We start from the raw sequence: 17049 nt of genomic DNA on the forward strand, positions 1-17049 counted from the left end.
ATGCTAGTGAAACGAACCCACGAAGATATCGAATAGCTGATCATTGCAGCTGGCATCCTGCGACGAGCCCGAGAATGCAAGTGAACCCGAGGTCAGGACACAGACATTGTTTGTGAACGCGAGCGCTCGCGCCGTATTCTGCTCAACTAGAAGGATCGTTACGCCGTCTGCCTTCAGATCCTCCAGCGCGTCAAAACAGAGATCGACCATCTTCGGCATTAATCCCAGCGAAAGCTCGTCAATAAGCAACAATTTCGGCTCGGCCATCAGGGCGCGACCCATCGCTAGCATTTGCTGTTCACCACCCGATAGGGATCCCGACACCTGCTTTCGACGATCCAAAAGTCGCGGAAACAGTTCGTAGACGCGTTGCCGGTTCCTACGATCCCGCGCGGCCGTCAGACGATAGCCGCCGACCGTGAGATTCTCCTCGACAGTAAGGTCAGCGAACAATCGCCGCCCCTCCGGCACCATGGCAATACCAAGATCGACGCGCCGGACCGCGGGAACATGGGTGATGTCCTTTCCATTGAGCAGAATGCGCCCGCTCTGAATAGTCGTGTGACCCATGATAGCCATAACGGTGGAGGTCTTGCCGGCTCCATTCGGCCCGAGCAGCGCCAGCGACGACCGCGCAGCGAGTTCGAACGTCAAGTCGTGGACGGCGCGCACCGGCCCATAGCCACAACTAAGGTTTTCAAGCCGCAGCATGTTCATGGACCTTTCCGATATAGGCTTCTCGAACTGCTTTGTCCGCCATCACGCTATGCGGATCGCCATCAGCGATGATGCGCCCGCCATCAAGCACAAGAAGGCGCTTGCAAACCCGCAGCACCTCGCTCAAATTGTGCTCGATCAGAATAGTAGTGAGGCCGCCTGCATTGAGTGCTGCGAGCGTATCGGCCTGCTCCTTCGCTTCGCGATGGTTAAGGCCAGCAAGCGGTTCATCGAGCATAACGAGGCTCGGCTCAACTGCAAGTGCACGCGCAACCTCAAGGCGCTTGAGACAGCCGAGCGGCAACGAGTTGATCGGCTTGTGCTCGAGCCCTCCAAGTCCCACGCGGGCGAGAACTTCGCGCGCCCGACTGTCTTCCTGGGTCCGCTTGCAATGGAAGAGCGCCCTGAACGGGTTGGACGTGAAACGATGACCAGCCGCCAGCGCCACGTTGTCCAGAACGCACATTGAACGAAACGGGCGAACGATCTGATGAAGTCAACGCCAAACCCTTTCGTACCCGAGCGACTGTCGACAGTTGGGTTACGTCGTCGTCATCGAGCAGAACCTGGCCACTATTTGGCGTCAGCACCCCAGCGACGATCTTAAGTAGGGTGGTCTTGCCCGCCCCATTAGGACCATCGCCGCGGACTGCACGAGCTTGGTCGGATGCGCCTGCGCGCCGGATATATGGATCGACTGCAATCCGTATCCCTCATAGAGCGCATCCGTGAGCCTGGCGCCTTCCGGCGGCGACCACTCGACAGTCTCATACGTGAGCTCCACGCCTTCCGGCGTGACGTCGCCCAGAGTAGACGATGTGCGCGGCGCACAGGCTCCGAGCGATCGTGACATTGCAGGGCGCTTGTTGACGTCGATCACGACCGGGGCGGCAACAGGCAGCCTCGGAGGCACATGCTGGGTCACCCAGCTGAGCAAGGCAGCGACATCTGCCGCCATGCCGGGCGAGGCCGGAAAGACCTTCGGATCTGCCGCGGGCTGCTTGTCGATGACAAGCAGCCTTGTGTCGATCTGAGTCCCGTGCTTCGCGTAGACGGCGCCGTCGATCGCGGCAGAAAACACAACACGCCCATACTCCTGAAGGCGAACGAACGCGTCGGTCCACGCCGGATTGTCCGGCGCAAAACTCGCGCCGGTAATGGCGACCAGACGACCGCCGTCGCAAAGACGCGCCAAGGCCGACGCAATGTGCCGGAGCGCCGCGTCCGCCATTCGTCGATCGACATTCGCCAGCGCCGAGAACGGCGGGTTCATCAGGACGACGCTCGGGACGATACCCGCATCGAGGTGATCATCGATCTGGGCGGCGTCGAACCGCGAGACCTTAACGTCGGGGAACTGTTGGTCGAGCAGCGACGCGCGGGCCTCGGCCAACTCGTTCAAAACCAACGCACCGCCGGCGAGCTCGGCGAAGATGGCGAGCAAGCCTGTCCCCGCGGAGGGCTCCAAAACCCGGTCGGCCGACGTGATGCCGGCTGCGGTACAAGCGGCCAGCCCCAGCGGAATTGGCGTCGAGAATTGTTGAAGCGCCTGGCTGTCCTCGGAACGCCGCGTATGGGTCGGCAGGCAGCTCGCGATTTTCGTGAGCATCGGCAGCATCGCGGCCGTCGAACCAGCTTTGGTCCGCATGGCCGGACCGAATTTGCGAAGGAACAGAACGGTTGCCGCCTCGCAGGCGTCATAGGCAGTCTTCCAATTCCAGGTGCCGGACGCGTCGGAGGCGCCGAAGGCAGCCTCCAAGGCGCCGCGCAGGACCTCGGCATCGACGCGCCGGCCGCGTTCGAGATCGGTCAAGAGCTGTTGCGCAGCCTTGATCGCAGCGGAGGTGATAGTTGCGGCGGCACGTATCGAGAGCGGCGCAGCGGCAGCGCCGCTGGCGAGAGATTCGGTCATGGGGATCTCTTTCGGAGAGCAGGAACGGGTCGAACCGCCCGGCGCTCTCCTCAAGACCACGGCGATTCAAACCCATCCCGGCCAGACTCTCCCTCTCAGCATCGGCCATAAGAATGGGGACCGGCGCTGTGCACCGGTCCCCCAGCAAGCGCAGGACAGCCGGAGCCACCCCGCTCCATGCGGTCACTCAGCCGCGTCGAGCTGTTGCGGATCATCGTCGCCGGCGTTCTCCTGATCCACCTCAGCGAGGAATTCCGGCGGCGGACCCGCTTCACCTTCCGGCTCCGCCGAAGACGGCTTGGAATCGATGAGACGCAGCGGCTCCGGCAACCAGCCCGAACCATCTAGGAGACGCTCGGCCTCCTTGGCCATGTCGGCCTTCTTCAGATGGTCGATCAGTTGCGCCGAAGACTCGCCCTTGGCTTCCCGTACCGCCTCCAGAATGCGAGGCTTGGTCACTCGGCCGAGATAGTTGTCGACGGACGGTCTCCAGCCAGCCTGCACCATGTCAAGTCCGGCAGCGCGCGCTAGCACGTTGGCCTGGTCGAGACGCGTACGGACGCCGTGGGCGGAGACGCGCCCCTGATTGTAACGATTAGCCGGCTCATAGATGGCGTTGACCGCAAAGGACGCACTGTGGGCAAACAGCGATGCCTGTGCCCCACCATCGAGAGCTGTCAGGGCATCCCAGAGATCGTTCTCGCTCTTCGGCAACCGCGCCTTCCAGGCTTCATGCCGCACCTCGACAGCCTTAGCCGAGACGCTTTCCTTCAGCCCCGGAGCTTGAGCGGGAAAGGTTGGCGTGCGCAGCCCGATCTCAAGGCAGCTCCCGGACGAAGCAAACCGGTAAAAGGCCGTCAGCACGAAGTTGTGCAGCACCGCCTGGAACGCGATGGAAGGATTTTCGGCCAGCGCATTCCGCAATGCCAGCGTACGATGCGCCGTCAGTTCGACGATGAGCCGATCCGGCAACGGCCTTGCCGGGTCTTCATCATCCTCCTCCGGTTCGGTCAAGGCGCCGGCAACCGAGATCGTCGTGCGCGTTACGGAAGCACCAGCCTCCCGCCCTTCCGTCGATGATGCACCGGTGGGCTGCTCGACATCGTGATCGACTACAGGTGCCTCATCCTCGGGTCGAACATAGCCCCGATCGACGCAAAGGCGTCCTTCGGCGTCGATACTGACGAAGACGCCGGCCCGGGCAATCTCGGCCGGATTGTAAGTTTCCGGCCGGTCTACGAGTGCCACCAGGGCCGCCTCGATCTCGCCGAGACGCTGGTCGACCTCTTCGGGCAGCTCATCCGCATCATGATACTCGGACTCGAGCTTCGCCTGCTCGGCGTTGAGAGCGTCGATGGTGGCCTGCTCCTCGGAGGTGAGATCGACAGGTTGGCCTTCAAGCTCGCGCAGGCGTGTCGTATGGCCGTAGGGGAAGTCAACGGCGACTGAGATCCATTTCCACCCCTCGGCACCAATTGCTTCCGCCTCGGCTTTGAGCTTCTCTGTGACAAGACGGTCGAGCAGAGCGATGTCTTGAAGCCAACCGCCATCATCGTGCTCGAACAGGTCGCGCAAAACGCCGCCACCCGCCTGCTGGTAAACATCGAGCCCAATGAACTGCACGCGGCGATCTGACGCTCGTACGGTATTTTCGGTCAGCATCCGCCGGATTTGATAGGGTTCGTCGTAGCCCGAGCGGCTGACATTCTCCCAGACCTGCTCCTGCCGCGCGTGATCCGCCGTGACCGAAAACGCCATGAGTTGCTCGAGAGTCATGCCGTCTTCGGCATAGACGTCGTGCAGCTTTGGCGACACGGACGCCAGCCTCAGTCGCTGCTTCACAACGGCCGGTGACACGAAATGCCGAGCCGCGATATCCTCCTCGGACATACCGGCGCCACTCAAGGTCTGGAAGGCTCGGAACTGATCGAGCGGATGAAGTCCGACCCGCTCGTCATTCTCTGCAAGCGAGTCATCTTCAGCGATGCCGCCGTCGCGCACGACGCATGGAACAGCTTGCGTCTTTGCCATACGCTTCTGCTTCACGAGAAGCTCCAGCGCACGATAGCGCCGGCCTCCGGCCGGCACCTCGAACATGCCGGTCTCATTGCCCTCCGCGTCCACAACCGCCCGCACGTTGAGACTTTGCAGGAGCGTACGCTGCGCGATGCTTTCGGCGAGTTGCTCGATCGAAATCCCGGCCTTGATCCGCCGAACGTTCGACTGGCTGAGCACCAGCTTGTTGAAGGGAATGTCGCGCGAAGGCGACAGCGTGATCTTTTGGACAGCTTTCCTCATGTCGTTTCTCCACGACGGGCGGCCAAGAGCCTCTCTCTCGGCCTCCAACCCGTCGCGAAAAGCGCATCTCCCCTCTCACTCTCGTTTCCGAAGCGACTGGCGAGATCTTCACGCTGCCGCCCTCTCATTCTTCATGGACTTGGCCTTGAGGTGCTTTAGGGCCGCAGGCCCTGTCAGGCGTGCGCGAACGCGCATCGCCCCACTGAAATGGCACCCGGAGAGCGTGAGCATAGCGACCCGAAGGGGCACGCGGGTCCGAGTGCAGCGACGAGACCGGTTAAGAGGGGACCCGGGAACGGGGCAGTGATAGCGATCGCCGAAGGCGAGCCCCTTTCCCGAGTTCCCCCGGCGAGGAGCTCCGCAGAGTTTGCGCGAGGGATCGAAGCCGGCTGGCGTGCGCCGTTGTGGCGTGAAGAAGAAGGGAGTGTTCGAAAGAATGGAGCCTGCTGGTTATGGCTCTTGCTTGCCCGGCTCACCGGTGTCGGAAACGACTGAGACCTCGAAAGAGGAACGGGACCAGAGCATGCCGGGAAACGTCTCGAAATCGGGCGCCGCAGCCCGGTGGAGAGCACAGAGTAAGGTGTGCATGGTGAAAGCTGTATTGCCTGAATCCCAGTTTCCAGTCGCCAAAGGGCTGGCAGTAGCGAACGCGGCTGACACGCTACGCCACGCGGGGCGGATCGCACCGGCCAGTGCGAACTGCCACCAGTCCGCGTGGGACGACCACCATCCGTGGGTCAAGGAGACGAAGGGGACACCTAAACACACCGCAACTCCCCGCACACGTAACTACGGGATCGCCTGCAGCAGGTTCGTTTGCGAACCTGTATGGCGCCGGAGCCGTCGTAGTACCCAAATGCCCGGCGTAATGGCCGCGACAGCCGCCGCGAGGCGGACGATCATGCGTATAAGGCCGGGCGACCGGACCGAAAGCGCCTCCGATCGGGGGAAGGACGATGCCGCCAACAACGGCATGTGCAGTATGCGTAGAAAAGATTCTTCGACGGAGAGGTTCTGCTGATGCAGGCCGTCACCATCCAGAGGAGAATTGAATCACTGCCGACCTTGTCGCGGTCGGGCAAGCGCGTAAATGGCCTTCACCGCCTGATGAGATGTCCGCATCTCTTCGAGCGGGCTTACGAAAAGGTCTCCCGCAACAAGGGAGCTCTGACGCCCGGTGTAGATGGCAAGACCTTCGACGGCATGTCGCTGGAGAAGCTCGCCGACATCGCCAGGCGCGTGGCAGATGGCACTTATCGCTTCCGGCCAGTCCGGCGGGTTTATATCCCGAAAGACAACGGCAAGACACGACCGCTGGGTATCCCCACGGTGGAAGACCGGCTCGTTCAGGAAGCGGTCAGGATTCTACTCGAAGCGATCTATGAACCTGTGTTCCTCGATGAATCACATGGGTTCCGGCCGGGGCGATCCTGTCATACCGCACTCAAGCTCATCAAGAAGAGTTGGACGGGCTGCAAGTGGCTGGTCGAGTGGATGTGCGTGGGTTCTTCGACAACATCGACCATGACATCCTGCTTGGGCTTCTAAGGAAGCGGATCGATGACGATAAGTTCATTGGTCTGATCGAAGGAATGCTCAAAGCAGGCTACATGGAAGATTGGGTCTACGGACGCACTTACAGTGGCACGCCACAGGGCGGCGTTGTCTCGCCCTTGCTCGCCAACATCTATCTGCACGAGCTGGACCAGCACATGCAGATGATGAAGGCGGACTTCGACAAAGGCCGTGAGCGACGTCCATACCCGCGCTACGTGGCGTTGGAACGGCGCGTTCTCAGTCTTCGCCGGAAAATTTGTCATTCGGCCCTTTAATTGCGGTTTGTTGTCAAGCTTACATTTCTGAACTCGCCTCTCGGTGGTAGCGCTCGCGCCGTCGCAGCTGGTCAGGGTTGCGGAGACGGCGCGAGCGCGGCTGATAAGTACTTTGCCGGCCAGTATTTGATCGCCCGGACTGATGTCTTCGCTGGGGTCATGGTCCTTTCCGAGGTCGCGCAGCGCCTCATGATGATGTCCGGGTCGGACGCCTCAACGTTTGCAGCGGAGTACGGTCGAGCCGTCACCAGCCGAATGAACGAGGTCGCCTCAACACCGTCCCAGCGGGACATCGCCAGTCCGGCAGACCGGACCAGGAACTTGCGAGCAAATATCAGACTGGCTGCGGCTGCCCCCAGTCGAAGGAAGTGCCATCGACCCAGATGCAGTGAAGGATGACTGCGATCTTTCGGGCGATAGCGACCTTTGCTTTCCTCATGCCGATCCGCTTGGCGAGCTTCATGCCCCAGGCCTTGAGGGACGACCATTTCTTAGTCCGATAAAGAAGTACGGTAGCGGCCTCAAACAAGTAGGTTCGGAGGAGCCGGTCGCCCCATCGAGATATCTTGCCATTGATGTCAGTTTCGCCGGATTGGTTGCGCCGAGGTGTAAGGCCGAGGTAGGCACCGACTGTCAACGCCGATCGGAAGCGCGAGGGGTCATCGATCGTGTGGCGGAACGTTAGGGCCGTCACGACGCCGACACCTGGGACCGTCATCAGGCGACGCGTCGTCTCGTCCAGCTTTGCCAACCGGCGGACCTCGTTGTCGAACTTACCCTGTTGTTGACAGACATTCTCATGGATCGAGAGCAGCGGCGATATCACGCCGAAGAGTGGATGATTATTGCCCAATAGCTCGCTGACCTGGTTGCGGAACGGCTGGCCGATTGCGCGTGGGAACAGCAAGCCATATTCTTTGATCATACTCCGGACCTGGTTCTCGATGTCTCGGCGCATCGACACGAGCCGGGATCTCGCGACGAGTATCGCGCGGATCTTTTGACTTTCCTCGCTCTTGACCTTGACCTCCCGATACCAGCCAACCCGCACCAGTTCAGCAAGCCCCCGCGCATCATTCTGATCGCTCTTGTTCATGCGTACGGATAAAGCCGCGTGGGCATGCCGCGCGTCGATGCAAACCACCGGCAGATTGACCCTACGAAGTTCGTGCCATAGCCAGCTCGCCATCGCCCCAGTCTCAAATCCGATGCGCTCCGCTTGTGGCGCCCGCTTACGAAGCAATGCTGCGAGTGCCCCTGGATCGGACTTTGCCTTTCCTTCGAACAAGACCTGCCCCACTTCGTCGACCACACATACTGAAGTTTCCTTTTGCGAGACATCCAGCCCAACATATTGCTTCATGGCCCCTCCGATTCGTGAGATTGCGGGAAGGCCTGAAGATAGCGGACCTTCTTGAGCCGCGGGCGCCGACCGCAATTACGTCATCGTCTGCAATATTGACCCCCTAAGCCGGGGGATCGGCGTCCAAAATTGACCCCCCGTATTGCCTCATCGAAAATGTTACCGAACAATTCCGCTGATGACTGGGGCGGCGTTACCGAATCAGGTCGGTGGCGCCAATGGCGAGCGGGATCAGCATGGGCGCAAGGCGCGAGGTGTTGGCCGCGGTGGCGAGGCGCTACCGTGCGGCTGGACGAGTGGAGAAGGGACGGATCCTTGACGAGTTGACAGCAACGACGGGTTGGCACCGCAAGCACGCGGTGCGAGCACTGTCGGTTGCCGGAAGGGACAGGCCCAGACCACCACTGGACGAAGGGGCAACGAGCCCAACCGAACCAGCGACAAGTCGGCGACGCAAATATGCCAGCGTGCGCGACGCGCTGATCGCGCTGTGGGAAGCCTCCGATCGCGTCTGCGGTAAGCGCCTCGTATCGATGATCCCAGTGCTGTTGCCCGCACTCGAGCGGCATGGCCGGCTGAAGCCAACGAGCGCAGAGCGTGCGCTGCTGACAACTCTGAGCGCGGCGACGATCGATCGGATGTTGATCGACGTTAAAATTGCGGCTGCTGGGGGGCGCCGGCGGCGAGTCGGATTCTACTCGGCGATTCGACGCGAGGTGCCGATCCGCACTTTCAATGACTGGGCAAACCCGCCGCCAGGCTTGTGTTTCGGCATGGAATAAGGACCCCGTTTCGGGGTGATCGGCATCCAATCGGGACCCCGGGATAAGGGTCCACAGTGGCTTCCATCGAGTCATGGAAGCCGAGGTTGGGATGCTGGTGGTGGAGACGATTGGTAAGATCCGTCGCGCCTACTTTGTTGATGGTCGTCCGATCAAGGCGATCTGCCGAGAACTTGGCGTATCGCGGAAGGTGGTTCGCAAGGTCATTCGTTCTCAAGCGACGGAGTTCCGGTACGAGCGCGAGACGCAGCCGCTCCCGAAGATGGGTGCCTGGAGTGCCGAGCTTGATCGGTTGCTGGCAGGGAATGAGAGCAAGGCGGCGCGGGAACGGCTGACGCTGATCCGGCTATTCGAGGAACTCCGCGGCCTGGGTTATGCCGGCGGCTATGATGCGGTTCGTCGATACGCCCGACGGTGGACCAAGGAACGCGGCACCTCGACAGCGTCGGCTTATGTGCCGCTGAGCTTTGCACCAGGCGAAGCCTACCAGTTCGACTGGAGCCACGAGGTGGTCCTGCTGAGCGGCACCACGGTGATGGTGAAGGCTGCTCATGTTCGGCTCTGTCACAGTCGCATGCTGTTCGTGCGGGCCTATCCGCGGGAGACGCAGGAGATGGTGTTCGACGCCCACGACCGGGCATTCGCCCTGTTCAAAGGCACCTGCACCCGCGGCATCTACGACAACATGAAGACCGCGGTGGAGACGATCTTTGTCGGTAAAGGCCGTCTCTACAATCGCCGCTTCCTGCAGATGTGCAGCCACTATCTGGTCGATCCGGTCGCCTGTACGCCAGCGTCGGGCTGGGAGAAGGGGCAGGTCGAGAACCAGGTCGGGCTGGTCCGGGAGCGCTTCTTCACGCCGCGGCTGCGGTTCAAAAACCTCGACGAGTTAAACGCCTGGCTGCTCGACAAGTGCATCGCCTACGCCAAGGCTCATCGCCATCCGGAGCTGGTCGATCAGACGATCTGGGACGTGTTCGAAGCCGAACGCCCCAAACTCGTTCCCTATGCCGGCCGCTTCGACGGCTTCCATGCGGTGACAGCATCGGTCTCGAAGACCTGCCTGGTGCGCTTCGACAACAACAAGTACTCGGTCGCAGCCAGTGCAGTCGGACGACCGGTCGAGGTTCAAGCCTATGCCGATCGCATCGTGATCCGTCAGGATGGACGTATCGTTGCCGAGCACCCGCGATCCTTTGGCCGCGGCGATACCGTCTACGACCCCTGGCATTATGTGCCGGTGCTCGCCCGCAAACCCGGCGCCTTGCGCAACGGTGCTCCCTTCAAAGACTGGGTGCTGCCGGCCGCGATCGAGCGGATCCGGCGCAAGCTGGCCAGCACCGACGATGGCAATCGGCAGATGGTCGACATCCTCACCGCGGTGCTGACTGACGGTCTGTCCGCGGTGGAAGCGGCTTGTGCCGAAGCGCTCAGTCACAGCGTCCATTCCGCCGATGTCGTTCTCAATATCCTGGCCCGTCAACGTGAACCCGCCCCACCGGCCAACATCATGACGCCGGCCGCACTGACGCTCCGTCATGCACCGATCGCCGATTGTGCCCGCTACGACAACCTCCGGAGGACCATCTGATGGAACGAACCCAAATCTTCGACCTCATGGGCGAACTTAAGCTCTACGGCATGAAGGCTGCCTTCGACGAGATCATGGCAACTGCCGTCAAGCGCCAGCACGAGCCTCAACGCATTGTCGGCGACCTGCTCAACGCCGAGATCAACGAGAAGCAAGCCAGGTCGATCAAATACCAGCTCACCATTGCAAAGCTGCCGCTCGCCAAGGACATCGCCGACTTCCAGTTCGACGGCACGCCGATCAATCAGACTCTCGTCAATGATCTCGCTGGCGGCGGCTTCATCGCCCAACAACGCAACGTCGTGCTGGTTGGCGGCACCGGTACAGGCAAAACCCACCTGGCGATTGCCATCGCCAGAAGTTGCATCCGCGATGGCGCCAGAGGACGCTTCTACAACGTCGTCGACCTCGTCAACCGGCTCGAGACCGAGACCCGCAACGGTCGGCAGGGACGGCTCGCCGAGCATCTGACCCGCATGGACTTCATCGTTCTCGACGAGCTGGGCTATCTGCCGTTCGCGCAATCCGGCGGTCAGCTCCTGTTCCATCTCATCAGCCGGCTCTACGAGCGCACCTCCATCATTGTCACCACCAATCTTGCGTTCGGCGAATGGCCCAGTGTGTTCGGTGATGCCAAAATGACCACCGCGCTACTCGACCGATTGACCCATCACTGCGACATCGTCGAGACCGGCAACGACAGCTGGCGATTCAAAAGCCGCGACGATGTTCAAACAACCCGCGCTCGCGCCGTCTCCGCAACCCCGACCAGCTCCGACGACCCGAGCGCTACCAGCAGAGCACGCCGATCAAAGGGGTCCCTTTTGGATGCCGATAGGGGGTCCCAGTCGAACGCCGATTGACACCTTGGCGAGCTAAAGAACCGCGTTATGTCGTCCATAGTGACCGCAGAAGTTCTCACCGACCGAGACGAGCCAATGCTCTTGGCGTGGCCGACGCCGGACAACCCGAGCGGGTTCATCCGGTTCGAAACGGCTACTGATTGGCGCAATTTCGTCCATGACCTCGGCATCGACACGCGGATTCCCGACATCGTGCGCGCAAAGTTCGCGCGCGCGCAGACCCTCTACATGCTGGGTTGGGTCGATTTCAGCGTGGTGAAAGCGGGCGAGCTCGCCGCGTTGATCGCCCTGGAACTAGCGGCGATGGATCGCTACGGCGGACGGATCCCGAAGGGTAAGCGCAGTTTTGCCGCGCTCCTGAAGTATATGGTCGTCGTCGATGGACTGACCGACGCGCAGATTCCGATGGTGACGCGCTGCGGCGGGACGGCCATAGGTCAGTTGACGGGAGAGACCCGTCCAACCCTCGCCGAGCGTCGAAACGCGTTGGCACACGGCGACCCGTTTGAAGGTCTGCCCACCGGCGGCCTCCTCGAGCTGGTGCGAGACCTCATCAACTTCGCGTACCGTAACTACATCGCTGAGGCAGCAAGCCTCGGCGCGCCGCCGGCGTCCGCAGGGCACGCCTGATGCCAGCCAGCCCGTCGATCATCGCCGCGGTCGAGGCCCTGTGGCGAATCCCAAGACCGGGCCCTAATAACCTCCTGGCCGCCCCGAGCTTTGTCACGCTGAGTGAGCTGTGCCAAGCGGAGTATGGGGGCGACAAGCCAATGTTCGCGTTGAGCACGGCAGTGCGCTCGCTGGGCCTGCCGTGTCAACTCCCGGAAGAGATTGCAAAACTTAGCCTCGATCCAGCAAGCGCGGCGAACGCAATCGATCAGGCCTACAAACGCAAAACAACGCTACGGCGGCATCTTTGCCCGCTAGACTTGGCGGACGAACTGCCGTCGCTGAGCTTCGGCAACGCTCGTGTCGCAGAATTCAGTGCTGACGACCTGGCGGGCCTGTTCGACGCGCCACGCCTAGCGCGCAACTTTCATAGCCAGCCCTTTGACGCAAAACGATTGGCGCAATTTCACTGGCTCGTGGTGGAAGAAGAAATCGTGCTCGATCCTCGGCCGGAAGCGCGTACCGCCCCGTTCATGTACATGACCTTCGACCGGGATTTGGGCGAGATCGATCCCCATCTCGGTCGTTTCCCGCCCGCGGTCGAAGCTGCGCTCTTTTTCCTCCTGTTGGCGCCGTGGGAACGGTGGTCGACTATGCCGCAAGTCGACTGGAGGGGCTTTCGTCTCCCGTGGATTCACACGGTCGATGATGATCTGTTCGTTCGACCGTCACCGCCGCCAAGCGCAGACAGCCTCACCCTTGAACCTTGGATCGTGCAGGACGAAGGGGGCGAAGACGTCGAACTGGAGCGTCCGACCGCCCTCCCACTCGACGACGAGGCTAGGTCAGGACTAGCCCTGTTTACCGACAGCGCGTGGCGCGAGCTCGAAGCCGCTAGGGCAACCAGCGTCTTTGAAACGCCGGTCGCGCACTTCCTCGTCCGCGCCTTTCTCGCCGATGGAATGGATGAGGTTATGGCGCACATGACCGCGATAGAAGCCGCGGTCGGCCTTGAGATGGATCATAAGAAGTGGCTCCGCCCGAAACCTGACCCTCACAAGAAGGTGTCATTCCCAACGGAACGCGTCGCGGCGCGTATCGCAGCGGTCCTAAACGATCGCACCAGCGTCAAGGCATACAAGGACCTCTTCGAACTGCGCAGCACTTTCGTTCACGGGCGCGCCGGGCTCAAGAAGGTCTCAACAGCGCAGCGAGTGATGGCGCGAAGCCTGGCGCGCGGCGTTGCGCGCGGTCTGGTCGAGGTCGCCCTGCAGGGAGCTCGCCCGCGCGAAGACGTGCTGAGCGATCTGCTCGATCAAGGCGTGAAATATCTGTAGGCTCAAGATGGATGGACCGCTCATGGCTCTTGAAGACGCGTTTCGGCTGATCAGGCAAACCAACGAATTGACGCTGGACCCTCGCCCTCGGTCGCTCGAACGATGATACAATTGCCAGGCGTGGTGACCTTCAACCTAGACACCCACCAGCTCGCTTGGATCGAGACCGTTCGTCGCTGCGACCGGCTAGGAGAAGGCCTATTATAGTCGAAATGAAGGGGTCCGCTTCCGATGAACGATCCACGCGACCATCACGTCGTTCCACAATTCTTCCTCCGCAACTTCGCCATCGACGAGGCGCGCACGAAGGTAACCACTCTGGCTAAGGAGGGAGCCGTCGCCGTGTGGATGGAGCGCTCGATCAAGAGCATCGGGTACGAGCGCGACTTCTACGTACATATGCAGGGCAATCGTCCGATTTCGGTCGAGACGGATATCAACCGGACGGTCGAGACGCCGATCAGTCGGAGCGACACCTGGGCCAAGATTGTCGCTGGACGCTCCGCCGACCTCGACCAGACCGACCGGCCTATTCTCTATTCGCTCGTTCGGCATCTCGAGGCCCGCACACCCCACTATCTTCAAACGAGCGCAGAGCTCGCCGCGATGGCGGCCGATCCTTCTTCCGATATGGAGTTCACGCAGCAAGAGCGGGAGATGTACACGACCCTGAGCGCCAACCCAGATCTCGCGAAGCTCATGTTCAACGCGATGGCCCTGCGCTCGTTCGCAGACGATTATGACCGTTCGCTGATCCAGGTGGCACGATCGCCGATCCCGCTCCGGTCTTCGACCACGCCCGTGCTGCCCGCGCCTGCTCCTGCACATGTCGCGATGGATTTGCCCCTCCCGGGAATGGTGCCGTTCCAGCGCGTGCTGGTGGTCGACCCGCACACGCTGATCCTAGTCGTCGTCGGCGACTTCGACGGAGCCTTCGTGAACGGGGAGATGCCGATCGAGCTGGCACACGGCTTCAACCGTAGCGTCGCGGGCCAGTTCGCGCACTTTCCAAAGGTCCGGCATATGATCTGCGGACGGGACCGACTCGTCGAGGACATGACGTGGGCGCCATTCGAACTCACATCAGACACTCCAGCGAAGATAGTTTTCAAACGGCGATCCGCGCAGGCCGTTGTTAGCGAAGACCCCAAGGCTTGATTTTCTACTTCCAGCGTCCGGTCAGTCGGAAATGACCAAGAATAGCGGCCTGCGAGGACGCGAAGCGCTCGCAGAGCATATGGAGAAGATCGTTGATCACCCTCGATACCGGTTCCAGCCGATGGGGATTGAGATTTAAGGCCAGTTTGCCGGCCTGCTCACGAGGGTAGCTGCCGATCCGATCTCCTAAGGTAGGCTGGTGGCGGGAATTGGATTTGAGCCTATGATCTTCAGGTTGTGAGCCTAATGATTGCCGAGAGCTATTCAACACGCTGGCCCGCGCGCCAACCCATCTCCCAGAAGTCTGCCTCAAGTCGGGTGGCTTCCTTGAAGATTGCAATCAGCTCCGCTTCGCGAGCCGGTGTGACGTAGAGATCGGCAAGGTGTTCCATGTGCGCCCGCGCTTTTGCCGCGACCTCCTGGTACGGCGCGCCGGCGTACTCGGCTATCCAGACGCTATAGGAGTTCGTCGCAGCGTCCGCATCGGGTCGCGAGGCGAGCCGGATTGCGATCTCCGCGTAGCCGATCACACAGGGGGCAAGCGCCACCTTGAGTGCCAGCAGATCGCCGCGCATTCCTGCGTCGAGAACGTAGCGCGTATAGGCCAGCATCTCGACCGACGGAGGGGTTTGTTCGAGGTCGCTCAGGGATAGACCCCAACCGGCACAGAGCTTCACATGCAGGTTCATCTCGACATCAAGGATGGCCGAAAGGCCAGCCGCCGCTTCACGCATGTCGGCAAGTTTGGGCGACTTGTAGACTGAGAGCGCGTAGGCGCGAGCAAACTCGACGAGGAACAGGTAGTCCTGAACGAGGTAGTGACGAAACGCCGCTTCGGGGAGCGAGCCGTCTGCCAATCCGTTCGTGAAGGGATGCTCGGTGTAGGCCCGCCACTCAGCGGATGCTTCTGCCTTTAGACGCTCGAAGAAACCCATGATCTTTTTGGCCTGGCTTGCTTTCCATGAACCGTCTTTGGCTCGCGGGAGCAATTTCATCAGGTTGAGTGATGTCGCAATCAGAACTCAAACCTGCGGCGCGTCACTACGAATGACTGCATTTTAGAAGCAGACTGCGTTTCCGCCGCCGTGGTAGCTACATGGTAGCTAGCGGCCGCGGGCTTCGCGCGTAGACTAGAACAAACTATTGATTTCGTTGGTACAGTTGGGTGGGCTCGAACCACCGACCTCCTGTTCCACAGACAGGCGCTCTAACCAACTGAGCTACAACTGCATCCTGACGCACGGCCCCGCAAAAAGGGGGCGGCGATTTCGGCGGAAACTAGGTGCAACGCCTGCCTTTGGCAAGGCCGTAACGCGCTGATTTCCGCTCTTATCTCGGGCCAATCCACGGGCCCCGTCCAGCAAAAAGGCCCGGACCGCATCGGCCCGGGCCTTCCGCTAACTCATGCAGGCTGCGATCAGGCGGCCGGCTGCTGGTAGAACTTCGAGGCGCTGGCCTTGATCGGCTCGGCGGTCTCGCTGGCGACCTTCTGGCCGAGTTCGGCCAATTCCTTGGCCTGCGCGGTGTAGGTCTCGAACTGCTTGCGGGTGTGCGAGGTCCACAGCTCGACCGCTTCGGTCGGCGACTTCACGCTGAACAGCTCCTGGGCGAAGTCGAGCGACGAGGTGGTGTTGGCCTTGAAGAACTCGATCAGCTTGGCCGAATACGCGGTGGCGCCCTTGTTCATCGAGGTGAACACGGCCTCGACGGTCGAATTGTGGGTCTCGGCAGCGTCCTTGAACTTGGCGTAGCTGTCGCGGGCCTGCAGCACGCCCTTTTCGGCGAACGCGCGCATCTGCTCGGGAACCTCGAACGGGATGATCGAGGCGGAGAACGGATCGGACGGGTTGGTCATACGTGTAATCCTTCGCAACGGGTGAGTAGATGTGACCATTGCGGACGTCCCGGAGACACAAGGGCCGGGAACGTTGAATGGATCACGCTGCCTTGATTCACGGGAGTGCCCTTCGTCGGGCGCGCCTAATAAACACCCATATCATGTCAATTTTGTGCAACGCAACGTAAGATCGCGTGCGACGCCACATTTTTTATGTGGCGGAATATGGGATTACCGCGCCCGACCGGGGTTGGGCCTGCCACACCCCTTCAGCTCTTCATCAGCTCTTGGGCTTGACCGCATCCATCGCTGCGCGGCTGACCGCCTGGCCCATCTCGCTGGCCTGCTCGGCCAGCGAGCGCATCTGGCCCTGCACATATTCGCTGTGCAGCCGCATGACCTCGGTGAGGTCCTTGGCCTTGAGCAGCGACTGGGCGTAGTCCAGCGACGACTGCACGTTCTTCTCGGCGTAGGACAGCGCCTTGGTGGAAAGCTCCTTGGCGCCGGCCCGCATCGTGGCATTGCGCTCCTCGAACTTGCCGGCGGTGTCCCGCGCATTGGTCACGAATTGGTCGAAAGCCTTGCGCGCCTGATCGAAGCTCGCCTCCGCCATCGACCGCATGTCCTTGGGGATCTCGAATTTGGGGATCTCGAACTGGTCACGCCCGTTGTCGCTCATGGTCGCTCTCCCTCGCTTGATGATCGGCCCGCCGGGTTGGCCCTGCGGGCCCGGGGTAGGATACAAGGTAG

13 protein-coding genes, 1 tRNA gene and 3 pseudogenes are annotated in these 17049 nt (G+C 61.3%); 7 read left to right on the top strand and 10 right to left on the bottom strand.

Translation table 11 applies throughout. The annotated features are described in order from the left end of the window. Positions 1-3 precede the first annotated feature (3 nt). The 5 genes and pseudogenes from ACVIGA_RS15440 to ACVIGA_RS15460 all read right to left on the bottom strand — a co-directional run bounded on the left by ACVIGA_RS15440 (position 4) and on the right by ACVIGA_RS15460 (position 4927). Positions 4-717 carry an ABC transporter ATP-binding protein gene (locus ACVIGA_RS15440; RefSeq protein ID WP_456667037.1) on the bottom strand — a complete coding sequence of 238 codons (714 nt, stop codon included), beginning with the start codon at positions 715-717 and terminating at the stop codon, positions 4-6. Beyond that, the gene (locus ACVIGA_RS15445) at positions 698-1183 is read right to left on the bottom strand and encodes an ATP-binding cassette domain-containing protein (protein WP_456667038.1); all 486 of its coding nucleotides are present in this window, start codon (positions 1181-1183) and stop codon (positions 698-700) included. Before ACVIGA_RS15445 ends, ACVIGA_RS15440 begins: the two co-directional genes overlap by 20 nt. 76 nt (positions 1184-1259) lie before the next feature. Then, positions 1260-1307 (bottom strand): annotated as a pseudogene (locus ACVIGA_RS15450) (hypothetical protein); the annotation flags it as partial. Between the two features lie 17 nt (positions 1308-1324). Next, a pseudogene (locus tag ACVIGA_RS15455) lies at positions 1325-2629 on the bottom strand (methylase); the annotation flags it as partial. 183 nt (positions 2630-2812) lie between these two features. Continuing rightward, complete coding sequence (locus tag ACVIGA_RS15460; RefSeq protein ID WP_456667039.1) at positions 2813-4927, bottom strand: ParB/RepB/Spo0J family partition protein; 2115 nt, start codon at positions 4925-4927, stop codon at positions 2813-2815. Between the two features lie 1203 nt (positions 4928-6130). On the opposite strand from ACVIGA_RS15460, the pseudogene ACVIGA_RS15465 reads away from it, so the two are divergent. After that, positions 6131-6759 (top strand): annotated as a pseudogene (locus ACVIGA_RS15465) (reverse transcriptase domain-containing protein). A gap of 334 nt (positions 6760-7093) precedes the next feature. Here ACVIGA_RS15465 and ACVIGA_RS15470 read toward each other — a convergent pair. Beyond that, complete coding sequence (locus tag ACVIGA_RS15470) at positions 7094-8122, bottom strand: IS110 family RNA-guided transposase (RefSeq protein WP_456667040.1); 1029 nt, start codon at positions 8120-8122, stop codon at positions 7094-7096. A gap of 467 nt (positions 8123-8589) precedes the next feature. Here ACVIGA_RS15470 and ACVIGA_RS15475 point away from each other — a divergent pair, with 467 nt between their 5' ends. From ACVIGA_RS15475 to ACVIGA_RS15500, 6 genes are all read left to right on the top strand, one after another. After that, positions 8590-8904 (top strand): hypothetical protein, encoded by a 315-nt coding sequence (locus ACVIGA_RS15475; protein ID WP_456667041.1) that lies wholly within the window; start codon positions 8590-8592, stop codon positions 8902-8904. A gap of 91 nt (positions 8905-8995) precedes the next feature. After that, positions 8996-10495: an IS21 family transposase gene (istA, locus tag ACVIGA_RS15480; RefSeq protein ID WP_166309211.1), complete on the top strand. Its 1500-nt coding sequence runs from the start codon at positions 8996-8998 to the stop codon at positions 10493-10495. Further along, positions 10495-11358, top strand: coding sequence for an IS21-like element helper ATPase IstB (istB, locus tag ACVIGA_RS15485; RefSeq protein ID WP_166107168.1), 864 nt, complete (start codon positions 10495-10497; stop codon positions 11356-11358). The genes istA and istB overlap by 1 nt, the downstream gene beginning before the upstream one ends. A 75-nt stretch (positions 11359-11433) precedes the next feature. Further along, entirely contained in the window at positions 11434-11988 is a 555-nt protein-coding gene (locus ACVIGA_RS15490) for a hypothetical protein (protein ID WP_456667042.1), read from the top strand. Beyond that, a complete protein-coding gene (locus ACVIGA_RS15495) occupies positions 11988-13304 on the top strand; it encodes a hypothetical protein (protein ID WP_456667043.1) in 1317 nt (438 codons plus the stop codon). Before ACVIGA_RS15490 ends, ACVIGA_RS15495 begins: the two co-directional genes overlap by 1 nt. Positions 13305-13535: 231 nt before the next feature. Beyond that, positions 13536-14462 carry a DUF4238 domain-containing protein gene (locus tag ACVIGA_RS15500; RefSeq protein WP_456667044.1) on the top strand — a complete coding sequence of 309 codons (927 nt, stop codon included), beginning with the start codon at positions 13536-13538 and terminating at the stop codon, positions 14460-14462. Positions 14463-14722: 260 nt separating this feature from the next. Here ACVIGA_RS15500 and tenA read toward each other — a convergent pair whose 3' ends face one another. The 4 genes from tenA to ACVIGA_RS15520 all read right to left on the bottom strand — a co-directional run bounded on the left by tenA (position 14723) and on the right by ACVIGA_RS15520 (position 16978). Next, on the bottom strand, positions 14723-15397 hold the full coding sequence (tenA, locus tag ACVIGA_RS15505; RefSeq protein WP_456670815.1) for a thiaminase II: 675 nt from the start codon (positions 15395-15397) through the stop codon (positions 14723-14725). A 218-nt stretch (positions 15398-15615) separates the two neighbouring features. Continuing rightward, positions 15616-15692: transfer RNA gene (locus ACVIGA_RS15510), tRNA-His, on the bottom strand. 187 nt (positions 15693-15879) lie between these two features. After that, positions 15880-16317, bottom strand: a complete 438-nt coding sequence (locus ACVIGA_RS15515) for a phasin (RefSeq protein WP_223976032.1) — start codon at positions 16315-16317, stop codon at positions 15880-15882. Positions 16318-16579: 262 nt separating this feature from the next. Next, positions 16580-16978, bottom strand: coding sequence for a phasin family protein (locus ACVIGA_RS15520; RefSeq protein WP_223976029.1), 399 nt, complete (start codon positions 16976-16978; stop codon positions 16580-16582). Positions 16979-17049 lie beyond the last annotated feature (71 nt).

The sequence above is a fragment of the Bradyrhizobium sp. USDA 3240 genome, assembly GCF_054063295.1.

Coding starts and splice junctions, on each gene's coding strand:
- ACVIGA_RS15440 (WP_456667037.1), bottom strand. CDS start 717: ATGAACATGCTGCGGCTTGAAAACCTTAGTTGTGGCTATGGGCCGGTG.
- ACVIGA_RS15445 (WP_456667038.1), bottom strand. CDS start 1,183: ATGTGCGTTCTGGACAACGTGGCGCTGGCGGCTGGTCATCGTTTCACG.
- ACVIGA_RS15460 (WP_456667039.1), bottom strand. CDS start 4,927: ATGAGGAAAGCTGTCCAAAAGATCACGCTGTCGCCTTCGCGCGACATT.
- ACVIGA_RS15470 (WP_456667040.1), bottom strand. CDS start 8,122: ATGAAGCAATATGTTGGGCTGGATGTCTCGCAAAAGGAAACTTCAGTA.
- istA (WP_166309211.1), top strand. CDS start 8,996: ATGCTGGTGGTGGAGACGATTGGTAAGATCCGTCGCGCCTACTTTGTT.
- istB (WP_166107168.1), top strand. CDS start 10,495: ATGGAACGAACCCAAATCTTCGACCTCATGGGCGAACTTAAGCTCTAC.
- ACVIGA_RS15490 (WP_456667042.1), top strand. CDS start 11,434: ATGCTCTTGGCGTGGCCGACGCCGGACAACCCGAGCGGGTTCATCCGG.
- ACVIGA_RS15495 (WP_456667043.1), top strand. CDS start 11,988: ATGCCAGCCAGCCCGTCGATCATCGCCGCGGTCGAGGCCCTGTGGCGA.
- ACVIGA_RS15500 (WP_456667044.1), top strand. CDS start 13,536: ATGAACGATCCACGCGACCATCACGTCGTTCCACAATTCTTCCTCCGC.
- tenA (WP_456670815.1), bottom strand. CDS start 15,397: ATGGGTTTCTTCGAGCGTCTAAAGGCAGAAGCATCCGCTGAGTGGCGG.
- ACVIGA_RS15515 (WP_223976032.1), bottom strand. CDS start 16,317: ATGACCAACCCGTCCGATCCGTTCTCCGCCTCGATCATCCCGTTCGAG.
- ACVIGA_RS15520 (WP_223976029.1), bottom strand. CDS start 16,978: ATGAGCGACAACGGGCGTGACCAGTTCGAGATCCCCAAATTCGAGATC.